General features: G+C 71.6%; 16 protein-coding genes and 1 pseudogene. 10 read left to right on the top strand and 7 right to left on the bottom strand.

All coding sequences use genetic code 11. From position 1 onward, the window contains the following. Positions 1–92 precede the first annotated feature (92 nt). From ACGFIW_RS29640 to ACGFIW_RS29620, 5 genes are all read left to right on the top strand, one after another. The gene (locus ACGFIW_RS29640) at positions 93–1,007 is read left to right on the top strand and encodes a fructosamine kinase family protein (RefSeq protein WP_393322600.1); all 915 of its coding nucleotides are present in this window, start codon (positions 93–95) and stop codon (positions 1,005–1,007) included. After that, on the top strand, positions 1,004–2,017 hold the full coding sequence (gene moaA / locus ACGFIW_RS29635; RefSeq protein WP_393322597.1) for a GTP 3',8-cyclase MoaA: 1,014 nt from the start codon (positions 1,004–1,006) through the stop codon (positions 2,015–2,017). The genes ACGFIW_RS29640 and moaA overlap by 4 nt, the downstream gene beginning before the upstream one ends. 3 nt (positions 2,018–2,020) lie before the next feature. Beyond that, on the top strand, positions 2,021–2,275 hold the full coding sequence (locus ACGFIW_RS29630; protein WP_357066003.1) for a MoaD/ThiS family protein: 255 nt from the start codon (positions 2,021–2,023) through the stop codon (positions 2,273–2,275). A gap of 10 nt (positions 2,276–2,285) precedes the next feature. Next, complete coding sequence (locus tag ACGFIW_RS29625) at positions 2,286–3,533, top strand: metallophosphoesterase (protein WP_393322594.1); 1,248 nt, start codon at positions 2,286–2,288, stop codon at positions 3,531–3,533. Between the two features lie 61 nt (positions 3,534–3,594). Further along, the gene (locus ACGFIW_RS29620) at positions 3,595–6,786 is read left to right on the top strand and encodes a UvrD-helicase domain-containing protein (RefSeq protein ID WP_393322591.1); all 3,192 of its coding nucleotides are present in this window, start codon (positions 3,595–3,597) and stop codon (positions 6,784–6,786) included. Between the two features lie 79 nt (positions 6,787–6,865). Here the strand turns inward: ACGFIW_RS29620 and ACGFIW_RS29615 are convergent, their stop codons facing one another. Next, entirely contained in the window at positions 6,866–7,507 is a 642-nt protein-coding gene (locus tag ACGFIW_RS29615; RefSeq protein WP_393322588.1) for a prepilin peptidase, read from the bottom strand. 517 nt (positions 7,508–8,024) lie between these two features. On the opposite strand from ACGFIW_RS29615, the pseudogene ACGFIW_RS29610 reads away from it, so the two are divergent. The 3 genes and pseudogenes from ACGFIW_RS29610 to ACGFIW_RS29600 all read left to right on the top strand — a co-directional run. Then, a pseudogene (locus ACGFIW_RS29610) lies at positions 8,025–8,510 on the top strand (flagellar basal body protein FliL); the annotation flags it as partial. A 23-nt stretch (positions 8,511–8,533) separates the two neighbouring features. Then, positions 8,534–9,301, top strand: coding sequence for a hypothetical protein (locus tag ACGFIW_RS29605; protein WP_393322585.1), 768 nt, complete (start codon positions 8,534–8,536; stop codon positions 9,299–9,301). Between the two features lie 156 nt (positions 9,302–9,457). Beyond that, complete coding sequence (locus ACGFIW_RS29600; RefSeq protein WP_393322582.1) at positions 9,458–10,699, top strand: ATP-binding protein; 1,242 nt, start codon at positions 9,458–9,460, stop codon at positions 10,697–10,699. Between the two features lie 24 nt (positions 10,700–10,723). Here ACGFIW_RS29600 and ACGFIW_RS29595 read toward each other — a convergent pair whose 3' ends face one another. Further along, the gene (locus tag ACGFIW_RS29595; RefSeq protein WP_393322579.1) at positions 10,724–11,272 is read right to left on the bottom strand and encodes a GNAT family N-acetyltransferase; all 549 of its coding nucleotides are present in this window, start codon (positions 11,270–11,272) and stop codon (positions 10,724–10,726) included. A gap of 134 nt (positions 11,273–11,406) precedes the next feature. Here ACGFIW_RS29595 and ACGFIW_RS29590 point away from each other — a divergent pair, with 134 nt between their 5' ends. Continuing rightward, the gene (locus tag ACGFIW_RS29590) at positions 11,407–11,952 is read left to right on the top strand and encodes a DoxX family protein (protein ID WP_393322576.1); all 546 of its coding nucleotides are present in this window, start codon (positions 11,407–11,409) and stop codon (positions 11,950–11,952) included. A 215-nt stretch (positions 11,953–12,167) separates the two neighbouring features. Continuing rightward, positions 12,168–13,631, top strand: coding sequence for a glycosyltransferase 87 family protein (locus ACGFIW_RS29585; RefSeq protein WP_393322573.1), 1,464 nt, complete (start codon positions 12,168–12,170; stop codon positions 13,629–13,631). 4 nt (positions 13,632–13,635) lie between these two features. Here the strand turns inward: ACGFIW_RS29585 and ACGFIW_RS29580 are convergent, their stop codons facing one another. The 5 genes from ACGFIW_RS29580 to ACGFIW_RS29560 all read right to left on the bottom strand — a co-directional run bounded on the left by ACGFIW_RS29580 (position 13,636) and on the right by ACGFIW_RS29560 (position 19,736). After that, on the bottom strand, positions 13,636–14,064 hold the full coding sequence (locus tag ACGFIW_RS29580; RefSeq protein ID WP_393322570.1) for a molybdenum cofactor biosynthesis protein MoaE: 429 nt from the start codon (positions 14,062–14,064) through the stop codon (positions 13,636–13,638). Further along, a complete protein-coding gene (locus ACGFIW_RS29575) occupies positions 14,061–15,320 on the bottom strand; it encodes a molybdopterin molybdotransferase MoeA (RefSeq protein ID WP_393322567.1) in 1,260 nt (419 codons plus the stop codon). Before ACGFIW_RS29575 ends, ACGFIW_RS29580 begins: the two co-directional genes overlap by 4 nt. A gap of 122 nt (positions 15,321–15,442) precedes the next feature. Then, positions 15,443–15,913, bottom strand: a complete 471-nt coding sequence (locus ACGFIW_RS29570; RefSeq protein ID WP_393322564.1) for a molybdenum cofactor biosynthesis protein B — start codon at positions 15,911–15,913, stop codon at positions 15,443–15,445. Then, positions 15,910–16,401, bottom strand: a complete 492-nt coding sequence (moaC, locus tag ACGFIW_RS29565; RefSeq protein WP_393322561.1) for a cyclic pyranopterin monophosphate synthase MoaC — start codon at positions 16,399–16,401, stop codon at positions 15,910–15,912. The genes ACGFIW_RS29570 and moaC overlap by 4 nt, the downstream gene beginning before the upstream one ends. Positions 16,402–16,652: 251 nt before the next feature. Further along, the gene (locus ACGFIW_RS29560; RefSeq protein ID WP_393322558.1) at positions 16,653–19,736 is read right to left on the bottom strand and encodes a BTAD domain-containing putative transcriptional regulator; all 3,084 of its coding nucleotides are present in this window, start codon (positions 19,734–19,736) and stop codon (positions 16,653–16,655) included. Positions 19,737–20,352: the final 616 nt, after the last annotated feature.

Here is a 20,352-nt window from a genome sequence, read left to right as displayed (position 1 = left end):
CTTCCTGTTCATCGCGCATCTACGGGTGCCGAAAGAGGCCCGATGTCCTCGGGCGACACCGTGGCGTCACAGGAAGCGGTTACCGTGCGCTGATGGACCTGGCGTACCTGCGCGCGCACCCGGCACACCTGCCGACCTTCCGGACCCATCAGCGGATCCGGGAGACGCCGGTCGCCGGTGGGCACATCTGCGCCGCCGCCCGGCTCACCCTGGACGACGGCCACTCGGTCTTCGCCAAGTCCTGGCCCGAGGGGGCGGGCCGACCGGCCCCGGAGGGCTTCTTCGCCGCCGAGGCGGCCGGGTTGCGCTGGCTGCGGGAGGCCGGGGCGGTCGCCGTACCCGAGGTGATCGTGGCGTTGCCGAGCCTGCTGGCGCTCGACTGGGTCGAGCCCGGCGAGCCGACGCCGCAGGCCGCGGCCCGCTTCGGTCGGGAGTTGGCCGACCTGCACCGGGCGGGATCGGCGAGCTTCGGGGCGCCCTGGCCGGGGTTCATCGGGTCGCTCCCCCAGGACAACACCCCCACCGACGGGCCCTGGTCGACGTGGTTCGCCGAGCGACGCCTCATCCCCTACCTGCGGCGCTCGGTCGACGGTGGTGCCCTGACCAGCGCCGATGCCAGACTGGTCGAGCAGGTGATCGGTCGGCTCGGTGAGTTCGGCGGTGACGAGCCGCCGGCACGCATCCACGGCGACCTGTGGTCGGGCAACGTGCTGTGGGGCGCCGACGACCGGGCGTGGCTGATCGACCCGGCCGCGCACGGCGGGCACCGGGAGACGGATCTGGCCCAGCTCGCGCTCTTCGGCGGCATCCCGCACCTGGGCCGGGTGCTGGCCGCCTACCGGGAGAGTTGGCCGCTGCCGGACGGCTGGCGCGACCGGGTGCCACTGCATCAACTGCATCTGCTGCTCGTGCACACCGCGCTCTTCGGCGGTGGCTATCGGGACGCGGTCCTCCAGGCCGCCCGCGCCGTCCCGGCCCGGGTCGAACGCGCTACGGTCGACAGGTGAGCGTCGCCCCGGGGACCGATGGCGTCCTCGTCGACCGGTACGGCCGCGTCGCCCGTGACCTACGTGTGTCCCTCACCGACAAGTGCAACCTGCGCTGCACCTACTGCATGCCGGCGGAGGGGCTGCCCTGGCTGGCCGGCCCCGAGCTGCTGACCGACGAGGAGATCGTCCGGCTGGTCCGGGTGGCCGTGGAGCAGCTCGGTGTGACCGAGGTGCGGTTCACCGGCGGTGAGCCGCTGATCCGCCCCGGGCTGGTCGGCATCGTGACCGAGGTGGCCGCGTTGCGGCCCCGACCCCGGGTCTCGCTGACCACCAACGGCATCGGGCTGGACCGGCTGGCCTCGGCGTTGCGTACGGCCGGCCTGGACCGGGTGAACGTCTCACTGGACACTCTGGACCCGGGCCGGTTCACCCGACTCACCCGCCGCCCCCGTCTCGACGCGGTGCTGGCCGGGCTCGCCGGGGCCGCCGCCGCCGGGCTGAGCCCCGTAAAGATCAACTCGGTGTTGATGCGGGGTGTCAACGAGGACGAGGCACCCGCCCTGCTGCGCTTCGCCGTCGAGCACGACTACCAGTTGCGGATCATCGAGCAGATGCCGTTGGACGCCCAGCACGGCTGGGACCGCCACACCATGGTCACCGCCGAGGAGATCCTGGCCTCCCTGCGTACCGTCTTCGACCTCAGCCCCGACCCGACCGAGCGGGGCGCGGCACCGGCGGAGACCTGGCTGGTCGACGGAGGTCCCGCCCGGGTCGGCGTGATCGCCAGCGTCACCCGCCCGTTCTGTGGAGACTGCGACCGCACCCGGCTGACGGCGGACGGCCAGGTCCGCGCCTGTCTCTTCGCGACCGAGGAGTCCGATCTGCGCGCGGCGCTGCGCACCGGCGCGGACGACGAGGAGCTGGCCCGACGCTGGCGCACCGCGATGTGGGGCAAGCGCGCCGGGCACGGCATCGACGACCCGACCTTCCTCCAGCCGACCCGGCCGATGTCCGCGATCGGGGGTTGAGGCGTGGCTCCGACACGACTGACCGTCCGCTACTTCGCGGGTGCCCGCGCCGCCGCCGGGCACGCCGAGGAGGTCCTGCCCGCCGGCCGGTCGCTGGACGACCTCACCGCCGAGCTGGTGCGGCGACACGGTGACCGGCTCGCCGCCGTGCTGCGAGTGGCGAGCTTCCTGGTGGATGGCGTCACCTGTCATGATCGTGAAGCACCCCTGCCGGCCGGGGCCACGATCGACGTTCTGCCCCCGTTCGCGGGCGGCTGAGGAGGCGCACATGTTGGCGGTTCTGGGGTTCGTGGGCGTCCTGGCGCTGACCACCGGTCTCATCCACCTCTACCTGTGGAAGCGGCTCGTCCGGGACACCACAGGTCCGGGCCGCTGGCGGCGGGTCGGCGGGAGCGCCGCCCTGGTGTTGGCGCTGCTCGTGCCGGCCACCCTCATCGGGACGCAGGCCGGGCTCTACTGGCTCGCCTGGCCGGGCTACCTGTGGCTGGCCGTGATGTTCTACCTGCTCGTCGTGCTCGTCGTGCTCGAAGTGCCGATGCTCGCCACCCGGCTGGTGCTGCGCCGCCGGCTCGCCGCCGCCGAGCCGACCACCGCCGCGCCCGAGCCGGTGCTGGTGGGCGCGGCCGGGCCGCCCGAGCCGCCGGCCGCCGGTGCCGTCGCGGCCGCGGACCACGACCCGGGCCGCCGGCTGCTGCTGGCCCGAGGGGCGGCTATCTTTGCCGGCCTCACCGCCACCGGCATCACCGGGTACGGCGTTCACACCGCCCTCGGCCCACCACGACTCGACCGGGTGCAGATCCCACTCGCCAAGCTCCCCCGCAGCATGGACGGTCTGCGCATCGCGACCGTCTCGGACATCCACCTCGGCCCGCTGCGCGGCCGGGCGCACACCGAGCGGATCGTCGCCGCGATCAACCGGCTCGACGCCGACCTGGTCGCGGTGGTCGGAGACCTGGTCGACGGCTCGGTCGCCGAACTCGGCCCGGCCGCCGCGCCCCTTCGTGACCTGCGCTCCCGCTACGGCAACTTCTTCGTCACCGGCAACCACGAGTACTACTCCGGCGTGGAGGAGTGGGTCCAGGAGGTCGACCGCCTCGGCCTGCGGGTGCTGCAGAACCAGCGGCAGGAGATCCGGGCCCGGGGCGGCGTGCTCGACCTGGCCGGCGTGAACGACCTGGACGCCACGGGGACCACCGGCCTCGCCGCCGGGCCCGACTTCGCCGCCGCCCTCGGCGACCGCGACCAGAGCCGTCCGGTGGTGCTGCTCGCCCATCAGCCGCTGGCGGCGGTCGAGGCGGCCCACTACGGCGTCGACCTGCAACTGTCCGGGCACACCCACGGTGGCCAGGTGGTGCCGTTCAACCTGGTCGTCCGGCTGGCGCAGCCGGTGGTCAGCGGCCTCGGCGAGGTCGACGGCACCAAGGTCTACGTGACGAACGGCGCCGGCTTCTGGGGACCACCGGTCCGGGTCGGCGCGGAGCCGCAGATCAGTCTTGTGGAGTTGCGCTCGGCATAGCGGAGGTCACGTCCGCGCGTGGCGGCAGGCGGCCGGCGCGGCGGGCGTGACAGGATGCGGCGTGCCCCCGTTCAGTGCCGTACCCTCCGGTGGCCTCTCGCCATTCGTCGCGGACCTGCACATCCACTCGAAATACTCGCGCGCGTGCAGCCGCGACCTCACCCTGCCGACCCTCGGGTGGTGGGCGCGTCGTAAGGGCATCGGTCTGCTCGGCACCGGCGACTTCACGCACCCCGCCTGGTACGACCACCTGCGGGAGACCCTGCGCCCGGCGGAGCCGGGGCTGTACCGGCTCGACGCCGAGGCGGAACGGGACATCGCCCGCCGACTGCCGCCCCGACTCGCGTCGACGGCGCAGGCGAACCCGGTCCGGTTCATGCTGAGCGTGGAGATCTCCACGATTTACAAGCGGGACGACCGCACCCGCAAGGTGCATCACCTGATCTACCTGCCCGATCTGGACGCGGTGGCCCGGTTCAACACCGCCCTCGGCCGGATCGGCAACCTCGGCTCGGACGGACGGCCGATCCTCGGTCTGGACTCCCGCGACCTGCTGGAGATCACCCTGGAGGCCAGCCCGGACGGTTACCTGGTGCCGGCGCACATCTGGACGCCGTGGTTCTCCGCGCTGGGCTCGAAATCCGGCTTCGACGCGATCGCGGACTGCTACGCCGACCTCGCCGACCACATTTTCGCCGTGGAGACCGGCCTCTCCTCCGATCCGGCGATGAACTGGCGGGTCGGCAGCCTGGACGGTTACCAACTGGTCTCCAACTCGGACGCGCACTCGCCGCCGGCACTGGGCCGGGAGGCGACGGTGCTGAGCAGCGAACGGGACTACTTCGCCGTCCGGGAGGCGCTGCGGACCGGTGACGGTCTGGCCGGCACCATCGAGTTCTTCCCGGAGGAGGGCAAGTACCACGCGGACGGCCACCGGCTCTGCGGGGTCAACTGGTCCCCGGAGCGGACCCGCGCCGCCGGTGGGCGCTGCCCCGAGTGCGGCAAGCCGCTCACCGTGGGCGTCCTCAGCCGCATCGAGGAGCTGGCCGACCGCCCGGCGGGGCACCGGCCGGCACAGGCCCGGGACGTCACCCACCTCGTCCCGCTGGCCGAGATCCTCGGCGAGATCAACAAGGTGGGCGCCCGGTCGAAGAAGGTCGAGGGGCGACTCAACGAGCTGGTCGCCGCGCTCGGCCCGGAGCTGGAAATCCTGACCACGACCCCGCTTACCGACATCGCGCAGGCCGGCGGTGAGCTGCTCGCCGAGGGCATCGGGCGGCTGCGCCGAGGCGACGTGCGCCGGGTGCCCGGCTACGACGGCGAGTACGGGGTGATCACGCTGTTCGACCCGGCGGAGTTGGGCGCCAGCTCCGGCGCGGCACAGGAGACGCTGTTCGACGTACCGGTGCCGGCGCAGCGTCGACCCGCGGAGCCGGCGGCCCGGCCGACGGCCAAGCGCCCGGCGGCGGCGAAGGCGGAGCCGAAGCGTAAGCCGGCCCCGGCTCCCGCACCGCCGATCGCGTCGCCGCCGTCCCCCCACGAGCCGTTCGAGCCGATGCTCTCCGGCATGGAGGAGGTCGGCACCGGCCTGCTGGACCGGCTGGACGCGATGCAGCGGGTGGCCGCCTCCGCACCCGGCGGGCCGCTGCTGATCGTGGCCGGGCCGGGCACCGGCAAGACCAGGACACTCACGCACCGGATCGCGTACCTCTGCGCGGAGCTGAACGTCTTTCCCGAGCACTGCCTCGCGATCACGTTCACCCGTCGGGCCGCCGAGGAGCTGCGGCACCGCCTCGACGGCCTGCTCGGCCCGGTCGCCGAGGACGTCACCGTGGGCACGTTCCACGCGCTGGGCCTGACCATCCTTCGGGAGAACGCCGACGCGGCGGGTCTGCCCGCCGACTTCCGCATCGCCGACGACGCCGAGCGGGCGGCGGCCCGGTCCGAGGCCGGCGACGACGTCGCCAGCTACACCGCGCTGTTGCGCAAGCAGGACCTGGTCGACCTGGACGAGCTGGTCACCCTGCCGGTGGAGCTGCTGCGCTCCGACCGGAAGCTGGTCGAGCGCTACCGGGACCGCTGGCGGTGGATCTTCGTCGACGAGTACCAGGACGTCGACGAGGTGCAGTACGAGCTGCTGCGGCTGCTCAGCCCGGCGGACGGCAACCTCTGCGCGATCGGCGACCCGGACCAGGCGATCTACTCGTTCCGGGGTGCCGACGTCGGCTACTTCCTGCGCTTCTCCGAGGACTTCACGGACGCCCGGCTGGTCCGGCTCAACCGCAACTACCGCTCGTCGGCGCCGATCCTGGCCGCCGCCGTGCAGGCCATCGCACCGTCCTCGCTGGTCCGGGACCGGCGGCTGGATCCGGCCCGACTCGATCCGGAGGCCCCGCTGGTCGGGCGTTATCCGGCGGCGTCGGTCGCCGAGGAGGCCGACTTCGTGGTGCGGACAGTCGACGAGCTGGTCGGCGGGCTGTCCCACCGTTCGCTGGACTCGGGCCGGATCGACGGCCGGTCCACCGCGCTGTCGTTCTCCGACATCGCCGTGCTGTACCGCACCGACGCGCAGGCCGCACCCATCGTCGACGCGCTGGCCCGCGCCAACATCCCGGTGCAGAAGCGGTCCCACGACCGGCTGCGGGACCGGCCCGGGGTCACGGCCATCGCCCGCGAGTTGCGGCACGCCGACGGGTTGGCCGGCTCGCTGGCGGCCCGGGTCCGGTTGGCCGGCCAGGTGGTTGCCGAGCGGTTCGCGGTGCCCACCCTGGACGGCACCGGCACGGTACGCCCCGAGGCCGTCCGCTCGGCGGTGGACCTGCTGACCCCGCTGGCCCGACGCTGCGGGGACGACCTGGAGGCGTTCCTGTCGCAACTGGCCACCGGCGCGGAGGTCGACGCGCTCGACCCCCGCGCGGAGGCGGTCACGCTGCTCACCCTGCACGCCGCGAAGGGCCTGGAGTTCCCGGTGGTCTTCCTGATCGGCGTGGAGGACGGGTTGCTGCCGCTGCGCTGGCCGGGCTCGACGCCCGACGAGGACGCGGTCGCCGAGGAGCGGCGGCTCTTCTTCGTCGGGTTGACCCGCGCCCAGGACCGGCTGTACGTCAGTCACGCCGCCCGCCGCACCCGGCACGGCGCGGAACGCGACTGCGCGCCGTCGCCGTTCCTGAGCGTGATCGATCCGGGCCTGTTCGAGCGGTTCGGCGAGGCCGAGCCGCGCCGACCGAAGGACCGCCAGCTCCGGTTGATCTGAGCAGCCGGCGACCCGCGTGCCGTTGGTGTGGTGCGTCCGGGCGCGAGCCACCGAACGACGGCCCGCCCGTTCGGCGAGATCAGCCGACGAGCATGCCCAGCCACGCGCCGGCGAGCAGGGCCGGCCCGAGCGGCAGCAGGGTGTCCCGCCGTACCCGCCGTGCGACGAGCAGGCCCAGGACCAGCCCGCCGTGCAGCACGTGCGGCAGGAGTAGCCCGGCGAGCAGCGCGTCCCGCCCCAGCCAGCCGAGTGGCAGCCCGAGCACGGCGACGAGTTTCACGTCTCCGAAGCCCAACCGGGATCCCGGCAGCAGGGCCAGCAGCACGTGTGCCGCGCCAGCGACCGTCCCCCCGGCCAGTGCACCCACCAGCCGCCCGGGCGTGCCGGCCAGCAGCGCCGCCGCGGTCAGACCACCGAGGGCCAGCGTGCCGGCGACGCCGACGAGTGGGTCGGGCAGCCGCAGGCAGGCCAGGTCGACCGCGGCCAGCACCAGCCCGACCGCCGCCACCGCGAGCAGGACCGGCAGCCCCGGGTCGTCACGCTGCGCGACGGCGAGCCCCACGAACACCATCGCCGCCAACGGCGGACTGAGCCAGACCCACGCGACACGCCGAGGCCGCGGCCGGGTCGGCAGGGTGGTGAAGCGCCGAGCCAGCCGGGGTACGACGACACCGACCAACCCACCGAGCACCGCCACCCCCCACAGCGCGGCGGCCGACATGGGCCGGACGTTACCGGCGGTCGCCCGTCCACACGGGCCCCGATCGCTGGTGTCGGCCGATCCCGCTCGGTGGAGGTGAGCTCATCGGTGGACCACGCTACGGTGACGTCGGAGTCGGCGTCGCGTATCGGTGACCGCACTCTCACCACTTGTGCAGGAGGGCGGCATGACGAACTACGGACCACCCGGGGGCGGTTACCCGGGGCCGTGGCGGGGGCAGCGACCGGACGAGACGCCCGACCCGCCGGCACAGCAGCCCTATCCACCAGCGCAACAGCCGTACCCTCCGCCGCAACAGCCCTACCCACCGTCGCGGCAGCCGTACCCGCCGGCGCACCAGCCCTATCCCCCGGCGCAGCAGCCCTATCCGCCGGCGCAGCAGCCGTATCCCCCGGCGCAGCAGCCCGGCCCTCCGGCCCAGCAGCCCTATCCCCCGGCGCAGCAGTCCTACCCGCCGGCACACCAGCCCTACTCACCGGCGGGTCCGTCGTATCCGCCGGCATCCCAGGGACCATCCGCCCCCTACGGCGGCGATCCCGCGCCGGCACCGCGCCGACGCGGTCGGGGTCCGCTGATCGCGGTGCTGGTCGTCGTGCTGTTGCTGGCCGCTGTCGGCGGTGCGTTCTGGCTCCGTCGCGGGCAGGACGACCCGGCTCCGGTGGCCGCGCCGACCGACTCGCCCGCCGCCGCTGATCCCAGCGCGGACGCCGACGCGACTGAACCCGTACCGAGTGCCGCGGCGCCGGAGTCGTCGGCGGATCCTCGGTTCGCCAAGGTTGGCCAGTGCGTCCGCAATGACGCCGCCGCGGGCGCCAAGCCCAAGCTGTTGATCAGCGAGTGTGTCGCGAAGTCGTACGAGGTGTTGAGTCGGATCGACGGTGCGACTAGCGGTGAGCGCGACGCCGAGACGAAGTGCGGCAAGGTCCAGGGTTACACCAACTGGTACTTCTTCGACAGTGAGCTGGACACTCTCGACTTCGTCCTCTGCCTTAAGCAACGCTGAGACCACCCACCCCCAGGGATGACATGACGACCTACGGACCAGCGGGCTCCGAGCAGCCGGACGACCCGCACCAGCGCCCGCCCGCCGAGGATCCGACCAGGCAGCAGTGGGGCCCGCCGCCACCCGACGCGGAGCCGCCGACCGCACCGATGTGGGCACCGCCGCCGACCCAGCCCGAGCCGCCGACCGCACCGATGTGGACGCCGCCGCCGGCCCCGGACCCGGGCTACCCGCCGACCTCAGGCCCGGGTTACCCGCCGCCCGGGCCGTTTCCGCCGGCCGGGCCGGTGCCGGGTCAGCCACCCGCGCCGTGGGGGCAGCCGCCACCTGGTGGCTACGGCATGCCGCCTGTCGCGCCGGTGAGGAAGACCGGCCGCAACGTCGCCCTCATCATCGCGCTGGTGGTGGTGCTCCTGCTCTGCCCGTGCCTGGGCCTGGCCAGTTGGGCGATCTGGAGGGTCGCCGACGCCGGTGGCGACGGCCGTACGCCGTCGACGAGCGCCCCGGTCGTCCCGCCGGTCCTGCCCAGCGACGCGCCGAGTTCGGCCGCGCCGACTCCGGACGACGACGAGTTCGCCACGGGCGACTGCCTGGTGAACGAGGGCACCGAGGACGCCGCGGAGCTGCGCAAGGTGCCGTGCGGCCCGAACACCTACCAGGTGTTGCTGCGGATCCCGGCGACCACCGACTCGGCCCGGTGTGACGCGCTGCCACCCCCGATAAGCGCGACATACGTACACGACAACGCCGTGGACCTGCTCGACTACGTGCTCTGCCTGCGGAAGCGATAGCTCCGATCGCCAAAACTAGGGCTGTCTAGCGTGGACGCTAGACAGCCCTAGTTTCTTGTCGACGGCCCCCTGCCGGCATCGACGGCCCCGACACGCCGATAGCCCCATCTATCCGTGTCTAGGTTCGCAGCTAGACGGCCCGATATTCTGCGATGCGTGGATCCGGTCCGCAATCCGTACGCGCCGGGCGCCGGCCAGCGTCCGCCCGAGCTCGCCGGGCGGGGGCGGGAGCTGGACGTCTTCGACATCGTGCTCGAACGCATCGCACGAGGGCGACCCGAACGCAGCCTGATGCTCACCGGTCTGCGCGGCGTCGGCAAGACGGTCCTGCTCAACACTCTCCGATCGCAGGCGATCAACCGGCTCTGGGGCAGCGGCAAGATCGAGGCACGACCGGACCAGTCGCTGCGCCGCCCGATCGCCGCCGCGCTGCACATGGCGGTCCGGGAGCTCGCCCCCCGGCACCGCGCACCCGACCGGATCGACGCGTTTCTCGGCGTTCTCAAGGCGTTCGCCCAGCGGTCCGCCCCGACCGGCCGGGCCGGTGCCGCGCCGAAGCTGCGCGACAGGTGGCAGCCCGGCATCGACGTGCCGGCGGCCAACGGCCGGGCCGACTCCGGTGACATCGAGATCGACCTGGTCGAGTTGCTCACTGACGCCGCGGCGGTGGCCAGTGACGTCGGCACCGGCATCGCCGTCTTCATCGACGAGATGCAGGATCTCGGCCCGGAGGACGTGTCGGCGCTCTGCGCGGCGTGTCATGAGCTGTCCCAACTCGGCGCGCCGCTGATCGTCGTCGGTGCCGGGCTCCCGCACCTGCCGGCGGTGCTCAGCGCTGCCAAGTCGTACTCCGAACGGCTGTTCCGTTACCAACGCATCGACCGGCTGGACCGGATCGCCGCCGACCAGGCGCTCTGCGCGCCGGCCGAGCGCGAGGAGGTCGAGTACGAGCAGAAGGCCCTCGACCTGCTCTACGAGAAGTCCGGCGGCTACCCCTACTTCGTCCAGGCGTACGGCAAGGCGACCTGGGACCACGCCCCGCGCTCGCCGATCACCGCGGCTGACGTGCGTGTCGCCGCGCCCGAGGCGGAGGCCGAGCTGGCCGTCGGGTTCTTCGGCTCCCGCTTCGAGCGAGCCACACCTGCCGAGCGCGAATACATGCGGGCGATGGCCATGATGTCCGCGGTCGAGGGGGAGCCGGGGGAGGTGACCCGCGACGACATGGATGCCGCGGTGCCCACCGCGGAGATCGCCCGCGCTCTCGGCCGCAAGCCCGCCAGCCTCTCCCCGGCACGGGACGCGCTGATCAAGAAGGGCCTGATCTACTCCGGCGAGCGGGGCACTGTCGCCTTCACGGTCCCGCACTTCGGCAGGTACCTGCGCACCCAGCCGGCCTGACCACCAACCGGGGTGTCGACGCGGTCAGACCTTCGACCAGGGGGCCGGAAAGAGCACCTCGCCGCGCGGCGGGGGCCCTTCCTCGCTCGTCGACGGCGGCAGCACCAACGCCTGCCAGGGCTCGCCGAGACCGGCCCACGGGCTGTTCAGGCCCAGCTCGGTCGCGGGGCCGAAGCCGAACCGGCGGTAGAAGGCCGGGTCACCGAGGACCACGACCAGCCGCTCACCCAGCTCGGTGGAGGCGTCCAGGGCCGCCTGCACCACCGCCGTGCCGTGCCCGACGCGCTGTCGGTGCGGCGCGACCGCCACCGGGCCGAGCGCCAGGGCCGGCACGTCCGACCCCCGCTCGGGCCGCACCCGTACGCGGGTGAGCAGCGCGTACCCGACCACCTCGCCGCCGTACTCGGCGACCATCGCCAGCTCCGGTAGCCAGACGGCGGTGCCGCGCAACTCGTCGACCAGGCTCACCTCGGGCGGCGTCGCCACGTCCGGGCGGGCGAAGGCGGTGGCCAGCACGCGGCGTACCGGACCGGCGTCGGCCGCGTCCTCGGGGCGTAGCCGCAGCGTGGTCACCCGCGCGACGTTACCCGCCACGGCCCGTCCATCCGTGACTGTCGTTCGAATCGGCGTGGCGCGCGGGTGCGAAGACCGATCCGGATCCGCCGGTTGCCGGGGTAGCAAACGCCGCGACGGGGTATGACTGATCCATGACGCCCGTACGCTCCCTCGCCCGCGCCATGCTGAGCGGCATCTTCGTGGTCAGCGGGTATCGCAACTTCCGCAACCCCGGCCGACTCGCCGTGGCTGCCAAACCGGTGACCGACAGGGTCGCACCGATGCTGAAGAAGGCACACCCGAGCATTCCCACCGAGACCGAGGCGTTGATCCGGATCAACGCGGCGGTGCAGGTCGGCGCGGGGCTGATGCTGGCGACCGGGCGGTTCAGCCGGCCTGCGGCGCTGGTCCTGGCCGGCACGCTGGTGCCGGTGACCATCGCCGGTCATCCCTTCTGGAACACCGACGACCCGATCGCCAAGAACAACAACGAGATCCACGCGTTGAAGAACCTCGGGCTCTTCGGCGGTCTGCTGTTCGCCGCGGCCGACACCGGCGGCAAGCCGGGTCTGCGGTGGCGCACCGGCCATCGCATCGGCCACTCTCGACGTTCCGTGCAGCGCGCCGTCCGTACCGCCCGCCGCGAGGCCAGGATCGCCGTCCGCTCCGCGTCCACCGCACGTCGACTGCCCGGCTGACCTGCGTCGATGCCTCGCTGTGCCACCCCCACCCCCCGCTAAGGCCGCGAATTACCTGAACCACCCGGTAGGCGTTAACGCGGTGGAAATGTCAAAAACATGTGTGGGATCGGACACGGTCGCATAACGCGGGAGGCACTTACGTGAGGCGCCGTTCTAGGCTCCCTGCAGGACCTGGACGGGTAGGACGACCTTGGTACGGGGGTGGCCACGCCATGCCGACGGCTGTCGGTAGTCGGGCGGACCGCCTCGCCCCAATCCGACGCTTAACGCGTCTCCAACGCGTCACGCGTCGGATCGATCGCAAGAACGTCGTACGGGGCGCCATCGTCGCCGCCGTCGCCTACGCCGCATGGCTCGCCATCGGCGCCTTCGGGCGGCCGTACAACTTCTTCGACATGAAGATCTACCACGGTGCCGTGGTGTGGTGGGCGAGCGGTCATGAGCTCTACGAGTTCATCGCGCCCGGGACCACCCTCGGTTTCACCTACCCGCCGTTCGGTGGGCTGGTCATGCTGCCCATGGCGCAACTACCGATCTTCGCGGCCGGCATGGTCAACGCCGTCGCCAGCATCGCCGCGCTGGCGCTGGTGCTGGCCGGGCTACTCCGCCCCATCGTGGACCGGCTGGGGTGGCCACTGTGGTTCACCGTGGCCGTCGCGGTGCCGCTCGCGGTCGCCATCGAGCCAGGTCGGGAGACTCTGGGCTACGGCCAGGTCAACATCCTGCTGTTCGCGTTGATCATGGCTGACCTGATCGGTCTTCGCTGGCGCTCCCGCCGCGGCACCCACTATGCCGCGACGGACGGCCCCCTGCTGCGCTTCCTCTACGGGGGAGCCTGGGCCGGCGCCGGCATCGGCCTGGCCACCGCGGTCAAGCTCACCCCGGCACTCTTCATCGCCTACCTGCTGATCACCCGTCAGTGGCGGGTGGCGGCCACCGCCATCGGCACCACGGTCGGCGTGACGGTGGCGACCTTCGCGATCGTCGGCGACGAGTCGCGGACGTACTTCGGCAGCGTGCTCTGGCAGACCGAACGGGTCGGCGCGGCGGACATGACGCCGAACCAGTCGCTCGCCGGCCTACTCGCCCGCCTGTACGACTCGATCGAGACCCCGGGGCTGCTCTGGCTCGCCTTCTCGGTGCTGATCCTGGCGCTGGGCCTGTCCCGGGCGGCCAGTTCCCGCGCCGATGGTGACGAGCTGACCGCGTTCACACTTGTCGGTCTCACCGCGAACGTGATCAGCCCGATCTCCTGGACGCACCACCTGGTCTGGGTGATCCCGGCGATCATCGTGCTGGCCGACGCCGCCGTTCGCCGCCGGGAGGCGACCCGGGCGATGCCACAGCGCACCGGCCAGGGCCCGGTGTTCGGCGGGTTGCCCGGGGTCAACGGGCTCCGCCCGCCGATCTGGTATCCCACGCTGACCGGGCTTCGGCACGGTGCTGCGGCGATCGGGCTCTATCTGCTCTTCCTGATCTCCCCGATCTGGCCGTACGAGCACCAACTACCGGAGATGTCGCACTACCAGGACGGTCTCTTCGGGGCCCTGATGGAAAACTCGCTCGCACTCGCACTGATCGTCCTGGTCGCGGCGCTGCCGTGGCGTCCGGGTGCGGAGCCGGCGTTCTACGGTGACCGGCTCCCCCGGGCAGTGGTGGTCAACGGCCGCCGCTGAGCGGTCAGGGGCAGTTGACCCATTCGCCGGTGCCGTCGGTGAAGACCTGCCGCTTCCAGATCGGCAGGCGCGCCTTGGCCTCGTCGACGAGTCGGGCGCAGGCCGCGAAGGCCGCCGCCCGGTGGGCGGTGCTCACCGCGGCGACGAGCGCCACGTCGCCGATCGCCAGGGGGCCGACCCGGTGCGAGACCGCCACCGCGTACACGTCGGGCTCCGCGGCGATCTCGGCGGCCACCTCGCGCAGCACCCGCGCGGCGCTCGGGTGCCCTTCGTACTCCAGGCTGGTGACCTGCCGGCCGTGATCGTGGTCGCGGACCACGCCCTGGAAGGAGACCACGGCGCCGGCCCGACGGTCGGCGACCGCCGCCTCGTGTGCGGCGAGGTCGAGCGGCTGGTCGGTGATCTCACCGAAGGTGATCGTCGGTGCGGTCATGACGAACGCTCCCCAGGAAGCAATGGCAACGGCACGATCGGCACCCGGTCGCCCGGCTCGCCCCTGGTGCCGGGACGGATGACGGCGAAGCCGTCCGCGCCGGCCAGGCCGCGCAGCATGGCCGAGCCGACGTGTCGCACCGGCGACGCGGTCCCGGCGGCCCGGTCCAGCCGGACCAGGGCCAGGTGGGTGTGGTCACCGCGGCCGGGCACCGCCTCGGCCAACGTGGCGTGCGGCAGCACCGGCATCGAGCGGCCCTGTAGGCCGGCGAGCAGGGGCGCGACAAGCGACACCAGCGCGATGATGGCGGACTGCGGGTTGCCCGGCAGCCCGGCCACGAACCGGACCCGCCCGTCGTGGCCGGCCACCCGGGCCAGCAGCATCGGGAAGCCCGGACGGACCGCCACGGTGTTGACCACGTAGTCGGCGCCGAGCGCTTCCAGGGCCGGGTGCAGGTGGTCGACCGGGCCGTTCATCGTGCCACCGGTGGTGCAGACCAGGTCGGCGTTGGTCAGCGCCGCTCGCAGGGCCGCCACGTGCGCGGGCAGCGTGTCGGCCACCGGGCCGACCACGTCCGACGGGCGGACCTGGCAGCCGTAGCGCCGCAGCCACGCCGGCACCGCGGGGCCGAGCGCGTCGCGGACCCGACCGGCTGCGGGCGGGCCCGCGGTCAGCAACTCGTCGCCGAAGACCAGCAGCGCGGCGCGCGGCACCCGCCGGACCCGCAGCGTGTCGTGCCCGCAGGAGGCGGCGAGGCCGATCACCGCCGGGTCGACAGGCGTGCCGACCGGCAACAGCTCCTCTCCGGCGTACGCCTCCTCGCCCGGCTGCCGCCACTCGGGCGTCTCCCGGGGAGTGCCGCTGATCAGGCCGGTCGTGGAGGTGGTGGACTCCTCCACGCGAAGGATGGAGGTGGTGCCCTCGGGCACCATGGCCCCGGTCGCGATCTCGACCGTCGTGTCGTCCTCGGTGAGTGGGGCGGGAGTGCTGCCGGCCAACACCCGGCCGACGATGCGCCACGGGCCGCTGCCGCGCACCGCCCAGCCGTCCACGCTGGAGGTGGGGAAGGCGGGCAGGTCGGTGCGGGTGGTCAGCGGCTCGGCCAGGGTCGACCCGTCGGTGTCGACGAGTGGTCGGTCGACGGCGGGCAGCGCGGCGGCCAGGCCGACCGCGTAGACCCGTGACCGCGCCTCCTCCCACCCGGCTGGCGGAGGTGCGACGACCCGATCCGCGGTGGGTGCGGTTTCCGTGCTCACCGACCGAGCCTATCGGCACGGACCGACAACCCGCCCGAGCCTGGCGTGGACCGGTCGGTGGCCGCCGCCTGGACGCAGTGATCACCGCCGCCGCGGCAGCAGTGCTCTCCGCCGCGAAGCGGTCAGTGGTCGCCGCCGCGAAGCTGGTCCACGGTGTGCCCGAGGATCGGCCCAAGCACCGCCAGCCCGTCCCGGGCGCCACCTGTCGAGCCCGGCAGGTTGACCACCAGCATCCGGCCCGCGACCCCGGCCAGACCCCGGGACAGCACCGAGGTGGGCACCCGGTCGCGGCTGTGCGCGCGGATCGCCTCGGCGATGCCGGGGATCTCGTAATCCAGCAGGCCCCGGGTCACATCCGGGGTGCTATCGGTCGGGGTGACCCCGGTGCCACCGCTGGTCAGCACCACGTCGACACCGTCGACGCGGGCGGCCCGCAGGGCCGCGCCGACCGGCTCGCCGTCGGGCACCACCACCGGCTCGTCGACCTCGCACCCCAACTCGCGCAGACCGGCCACGAGCAGCGGACCGCTGGTGTCGGCGTAGACGCCGGCCGCGGCCCGGTTGGACGCCACGATCACCCGGGCCCGGATCACGGCCGGTCCTCCGGCCGGACCCACTCGCCGGTCTTGCCGCCCTCCTTGCGCAACACCCGGACCGCCTCCACCGAGGCCGCCGGGTCGACCGCCTTGACCATGTCGATCAGGGCGAGGCCGGCGACGGCCACGGCGGTGAGCGCCTCCATCTCCACGCCCGTGCGGTCCGCGGTGCGGGCGGTGGCCGTGATCTCCACGGTGTCAGCGGTCAGCCGCAGGTCGACGGTGACGCCGTGCAGCGCGATCGGGTGGCAGAGCGGAATCAGGTCGGGGGTGCGCTTGGCGCCCATGATCCCGGCCAACCGACCAACCGCCAACGCGTCGCCCTTCGGCAGCCCGTCGCGGTGCAGCAGGTCGATGACCTCGGGTGTGGTGCGCAAACGGCCGGCCGCGACGGCCAGCCGGCCCGTCACCGTCTTGTCGGAGACGTCGACCATGCGGGCCGCGCCGGCACGGTCGACATGGCTGAGCTGCGCGGGTTCGGTCACGGCCGTGAGCCTATCGGTGCGGTACGACGACGCTCGGAAGGAGCGGCGTCGCACTGCCCGCCGCGCCGCGGTGCTGACGGCGCACCGGCGGGACGCCGCTCCTCCCTCACCGACCTGCTGCCGAGGCCGCTGGGGAAGCCTGGCAACGGGTACGTGCGGCGACCAGATCCTGCGCTTGGGCAGAACCTCCCCGTTCGTCGTCACGGCGCAGAAGCTACCGGGCCTCGCGATAAGAAATCGATAAGTGCCGTTCAGCCTGGTCGGCGTTCCGTGTCTTCGTCACCCAACTCGGCGAGACGGCGCTCGGTCTCGAAACGCTCCGGCACGCCCATCCGCTTGAAGATCGCCAACGCCCGCTCCCAGTGCCGTCTGGCCTCGGCCGGATCGGCGCGGACGAAGTGTTCGGCGAGCCCGGCCAGGGCCCGACCCTGCTCGTACGGGTTGGAGACGCGTTCAGCAAGCTGCAGGCCCTGGCGGTGAGCCGCAAGGGCTGCCGGACCGTCCCCGCTCGCCAACAGAGTCGACCCAAGATCATTAAGGGCGATGCACTGCGCGTGCCGCTCGCCCGATTCAACGGCCAACTCGAAGGCGGCCAGGTGGTGTCGTCGGGCGAGGTGGAGCTTGTTGAGCCCTCGGTACGCGACTCCCAGAACGTTACGTGCCTCGGCCTCGCCGTATCGGTGACCGGTGCGGTGAAACAGCGACAGCGAGGAGTTCAGTAACGCCACACTGCGCCGGTACTGCCCAAGCCGGACGCGCACCGCCGCGAGATGGCTCAGAGCGTTCGCCAGGTGGTAGTAATCCTGATTGAGCCGTGCCTGGAACAGGTGCTGTCGGTGGATCTTGAGTGCCTCGTCCCATCGGCCCAGCAAGGCCAGCGCGATACCCAGATTCGGCAGGGCCAACGGCACGCGGTTGTCGTAGAGGCGCCCGGCCAGGCTCTGCCGTCCCGTCGCGACAGCCAACTCAAGGTGCCCGCTGAGCAGGTAGACGACGCACAGATTCGAACGGAGTCGGGCCAACTGCCGCCAGTCGCCAGACTCACGGCACAGCGCTATGGCCTCGTCGAGATGAGTTGACGCAAGACGGTGAGAGCCGGTCTTCACCAGTGCCGATGCGAGATAGTTGTGCATCGAGACGATGGCGGATCGGTGTTGGAGCACCCTCGCCGAGGCTAGACCCGCGCGATGGGTGGCAAGAATATCGTCGAAATGCCCCCGTACGTGAAGAAAGCGCCAGAGGGACCGGGCGAGCTTCCACACCTGGTCGTGGAGTCGGTGCTCGGCGCCGAGGCCCACCAGCATGCCGAGATTCGGGCGCTCCCGCTCAAGCCAGTCAACCCCGGACACCGTCTCCGGGCCGATCAGATCGGGACGTGGGGGCGGACCGGCACCAATCTCTTTGTGGACGTCGATGGACTGGTGCAGCTTCGAGGCGGCCTGCAGGGTGGCGTGCAGGGCGAAGTCCAGGAGCCGCGCCACGGCCGACGTCATGGCTTCGGGCGTCTCGGAAACCAGGCACTGTGCTCGCGAGTACTGCCGCAGGAGGTCGTGTAGTCGGTACCGACCTCCCTCAACCTCGTCAACCAGGTGCAGGTCGACCAGATCATCGAGCAGTCTGGCGGCGACATCGAGCGGCAGGTCGAGCAGGGCCGCGACCATCTCCACGCTGTGCTCACCGCGATGAAGACTCAACATCCGGAAGGCCCTTTTGGCAGGCACCGGCAAGGGCCCGTACGACGTGGCGAAGGCTCGTGCCAGAGTCCGATCACCGACTTTCAGCTGGTTCAGCGTTGGAGAGTCGGCCGCCAGGAGAGCTGCCAGATCCGCGACCCTGCGCGCCGGTCGAAGGGCAAGACGTGACCCAGCGAGCCGGATCGCCAACGGGAGGTGCCCGCAGCGACGCACGACCTCTGCGGCCGCCGCCGGCTCCTCGGCGATCCGCTCGACGCCGGCAGTCTGCGCGAGCAGTTTCAGCCCCTCGTCGAGAGTCATCAGGGGCAACGACTCCGGTGGGCCGACGTCCAGGTCAGCCAGTCGTCGACGAGAGGTCACCAGGACGACCGCGCCCGGCGACGCGGGCAGGAGAGGGCGGATCTGGTCACTGCTCGCCGCGTTGTCGAACACGACTACCGATCTCCGGCTCTCGAGTTCGCGGCGCCACAGCTCCGCCTTGTCGTCGAACTCGACAGGTATCCGCTCCGCCGGAACTCCGAACTGCCGGAGCAGTGTGACAAGTGCCGCCGACGGCTCGATCCGAGTCGTCTCGCCGTCACCGCACAGGTCGATGAACAAGCTCGCGTCCGGGTATCGCTTCGACAGGCGGCGAGCCAGATGAACGGCCAGAGTGGTCTTTCCGCTGCCCGCCATGCCGTCGATCACGTGCACTGGCGAGACCCGTTCCTCGACCCGGCTGGTCTCTGCCAGCAACCGCGACACCACCTCCTCCCGACCAACGAAGTCGGTCACCGCTCGAGGAAGGTGATCGACAGGCGCACGCCGATGACGTGCATCGGTTGGGACGGGCGCGTCTGCGGCGAGCCAACGCGCCAGGGTCGGACGGGGTGAAACGCTGATCGCCGGCTCGCCCGCGGGAGCCTCGGTGACGATCTCCGAGTACAGGCCCTGGATGTCTGGCCCCGGTTCGACGCCCAACTCCTCGGCGAACGTCGTTCGGACCGCGTCGTACACGACGAGAGCTCCGGCGTGATCGCCACGCTTGTACAACGCCCGCATGAGGAGGAGGTGCGCCGGTTCCCGGAGGGGGTGACGAACAACGACCTCCCGCAGCAGCGGTATCACCGAGTCGTTCCGCCCCGACCTCAGCTGGACGTCGGCGAGAAGCTCCACGGTCAACAGCCGTTCCTCTTCGACGGCAACGGTTCGGGAGGTGAGGACGGGTCCAAGCGGGACGCCGGCGAGCATCGGACCCCGCCACCGAGCCAAGGCGCGCTCCAGCAGCTCACGGGCACGGTCCAGGTGACCAGCCGTCAGCGCTTCCCGACCCGCGTTCCGTTCCAGCTCGAAGCAAAAGACATCGACCTGTTCCGGGTCCACAACGAGTCGATAGCCGTTGCGTTGGCGTTCGATGGCACCGTGACCGGCCGGGAAAGCCTCGAAAGTCCGACGCAGATTGGCCGCATAGGTCCGCACATTAGCCACAGCTGATCGCGGTGGGCAATCAGCCCATAACTCGTCGACGAGGTCGCCCAATGTCACCAGCCGCCCGGGCTGCACTGCGAGCATCGCGAAGATTGTCTGCTGCTTGGGTGTACCGAGGCGCAGCATGCGGGTAGACAGTTGCACCGCAAGGCCGCCCAGAACCTGAATCTCCACTGGCCCCCTGTTCCAGCCATGCTAGGTACTCAGTCGATCACGCAACGGAGTCTACGACCATTCTCCGGTGACGTGCTGCTCACGGGGCAAGGGAGGATGGCCGTTGGTGACCTGAGGATTACCGTGTGGAGGCCGCTTCATAACTCTCTACACCCGCACCGTGTCGGTCGCAAGTTGCATCGACACCGGTCGGGATGCAAATTCCACGTCGTCGCCACCCCCGCGCCACTCGCACCTGACACCTTTGCCCCGCCTCCCGACACCCCGGTCGCGTCTGGCGAATAACGCATCCATTACCTCGTCGGATACCGTCTGCAGTTGTCAGCTGTCCCCCCAATCCAACACGGTGAGTTCGACCGCACTCCGTTCAGCAGTGATGGACACAACGTCACAAACACTCTCCAACTTGGCTAATGTTGCGCATACCGACATTTATTTCTTCTAAGCTGCTGATCCTTCTCTTAAGCTGCCATTCCGAGGAAGACCTCCCCTTTGGGTAGGCCCTCGAATTGGCTCAGCGAGAAGGGGGCAACGCAATGCGCGGCAGCGAGTGGAACTGACCCCTCGACCGGGGACGTGCACGAGCCTCGAACGGTAGGCTGTGAGCACGGCAGAA

The sequence above is a fragment of the Micromonospora sp. NPDC048935 genome (genome assembly GCF_043197875.1).
Classification (GTDB): Bacteria; Actinomycetota; Actinomycetes; order Mycobacteriales; family Micromonosporaceae; genus Micromonospora.
The sequence above is the reverse complement of the archived record's forward strand: the minus strand, read 5'-3'. Positions and strand labels throughout refer to the sequence as shown.

Excerpts from the sequence above, each read along its gene's own strand:
- ACGFIW_RS29615 (WP_393322588.1), bottom strand. The coding sequence starts at position 7,507 with ATGTCGGCCGCCGCGCTGTGGGGGGTGGCGGTGCTCGGTGGGTTGGTC.
- ACGFIW_RS29605 (WP_393322585.1), top strand. The coding sequence starts at position 8,534 with ATGACGACCTACGGACCAGCGGGCTCCGAGCAGCCGGACGACCCGCAC.
- ACGFIW_RS29585 (WP_393322573.1), top strand. The coding sequence starts at position 12,168 with ATGCCGACGGCTGTCGGTAGTCGGGCGGACCGCCTCGCCCCAATCCGA.
- ACGFIW_RS29640 (WP_393322600.1), top strand. The coding sequence starts at position 93 with ATGGACCTGGCGTACCTGCGCGCGCACCCGGCACACCTGCCGACCTTC.
- ACGFIW_RS29625 (WP_393322594.1), top strand. The coding sequence starts at position 2,286 with ATGTTGGCGGTTCTGGGGTTCGTGGGCGTCCTGGCGCTGACCACCGGT.
- ACGFIW_RS29590 (WP_393322576.1), top strand. The coding sequence starts at position 11,407 with ATGACGCCCGTACGCTCCCTCGCCCGCGCCATGCTGAGCGGCATCTTC.
- ACGFIW_RS29580 (WP_393322570.1), bottom strand. The coding sequence starts at position 14,064 with ATGACCGCACCGACGATCACCTTCGGTGAGATCACCGACCAGCCGCTC.